The following is a 1,785-nucleotide window of genomic DNA, read 5'->3' as shown; positions in this document are numbered from 1 at the left end:
GTAGATAAAACTACACCACCACATTTGACAAAGAACCAAGATTATTTTGAAAATTATTAAAATTAGAACTTTTTTTAATCCTCTTTGAAAGTGCACCAATTCCCCTTATAATGTAGTTTGTCTTTTTGGAAAATAGCTTCAATTTTCTGAAAATTATTATTGTTTAACTATGGAGGTGGATGGATAATGGGAGAAAAGAAAAGAGTAGGCTTATTCCAACGAAGCCTTAATCGAATCGAATATATAGGAAATAAATTACCACACCCTGTGACACTTTTTGTCATTTTAGCATTTATCGTGTTGATAGCATCAGCAGTTGTGTCAAGTTTAGGTGTTTCTGTAGAACATCCGGGTAATCCAGATGAGCAAATAACGGTTAAAAATCTATTGAATACAGAAGGAATCACTTATATCTTTACAAGTATGGTAGATAATTTCATTAACTTTGCTCCACTTGGGGTTGTTCTTGTCACGATGCTTGGGATTGGTTTAGCAGAACGTACTGGATTAATTAGTGCTGGGTTGCGTGCATTTGTTTTAGCATTACCGAAGCCATTAATTACAGCAGGTTTAGTGTTTGCGGGGATTATGTCTAGCATGGCGACAGATGCAGGATATGTTGTCTTGCCTCCGCTAGGTGCAGTACTTTTTGCTGCGTTAGGTCGTCATCCACTAGCAGGTCTTGCTGCTGCCTTTGCTGGTGTGTCAGCAGGTTTCAGTGCCAACCTTGTCCCAACTGCATTGGAGCCATTACTAGGTGAAATGACGATAGCGGCAACAACAGATGAGGCTTATGCTGAAACCATGAATATTTTAATGAATTATTACTTTACAATTGTATCAGTATTTCTGCTAACATTAGTAGGTACATTTGTAACTGAAAAGCTAGTAGAGCCAAGGCTAGGTGCTTATACAGGTTCCTATAAAGAAGAAGCAACTGACTTAACAAAGGTTGAGAAAAAAGGTTTAGCATATGCTGCATTATCATTATTAATTAGCTTAATCGCCGTATCCTTTTTAATTGTTCCTGAAAATGCGCCATTACGCGGTGAAGATGGAGCTATTATCATTTCACCATTTATGAGTTCATTGGTGCCGATTATTTTTATTCTGTTTTTTATACCAGGTGTTGTATACGGGATTGTAACGAAGAATGTTAAAAATGATAAAGATGTTGCTAACCACCTATCAGATTCAATGGGAACAATGGGACTGTTCATTGTTCTGTCCTTTGCAGCTGGTCAGTTTGTGGCATTTTTCGATGAATCTAACTTAGGTATGTTAATTGGTGTGTATGGTGCAGAATTTTTAGACAGTATTAGTTTAACTGGTATTCCATTATTGATTGTTTTCATCATTATTGCTGGTATTATCAATATTTTTATTGGAAGTGCGACAGCAAAATGGGCAATGATGGCACCTATATTTGTTCCAATTATGATGCAGTTCGGCTATTCTCCGGAATTGACACAGATGGCATATCGTATTGCGGACTCGTCAACAAATATTATTTCGCCATTAATGACATACTTTGCTTTAATTATCGCTTATGCACAAAAATATGATAAGAAAATGGGAATGGGTACCCTCATTTCAACCATGTTCCCGTATTCCATCTTTTTCTTTGTCATTTGGACGTTAATGTTAATCGCGTGGATACTATTAGGAATAGACCTAGGACCAGGATCCCCGGTCCATTATAATAATTAAGAAAAAGGATAAAAACCTTATCACGGGTTTTTATCCTTTTTTATTACGTCTTTTAAAACCACAGGCTCTGCCTGT

General features: G+C 36.6%; 1 protein-coding gene. It reads left to right on the top strand.

Features of this window, described 5'->3' with window-relative positions; genetic code table 11:
• Positions 1 to 186 precede the first annotated feature (186 nt).
• The gene (locus GH715_RS21195) at positions 187 to 1,710 is read left to right on the top strand and encodes an AbgT family transporter (protein WP_018932105.1); all 1,524 of its coding nucleotides are present in this window, start codon (positions 187 to 189) and stop codon (positions 1,708 to 1,710) included.
• Positions 1,711 to 1,785: the final 75 nt, after the last annotated feature.

This window comes from Gracilibacillus thailandensis (assembly GCF_010994055.1).
GTDB classification, from domain to species: Bacteria; Bacillota; Bacilli; order Bacillales; family Amphibacillaceae; genus Gracilibacillus; species Gracilibacillus lacisalsi.
The sequence above is the reverse complement of the archived record's forward strand: the minus strand, read 5'-3'. Positions and strand labels throughout refer to the sequence as shown.

What these genes read in the sequence shown, in the direction of transcription:
- GH715_RS21195 (WP_018932105.1), top strand. Translation starts at nt 187, where the DNA reads ATGGGAGAAAAGAAAAGAGTAGGCTTATTCCAACGAAGCCTTAATCGA.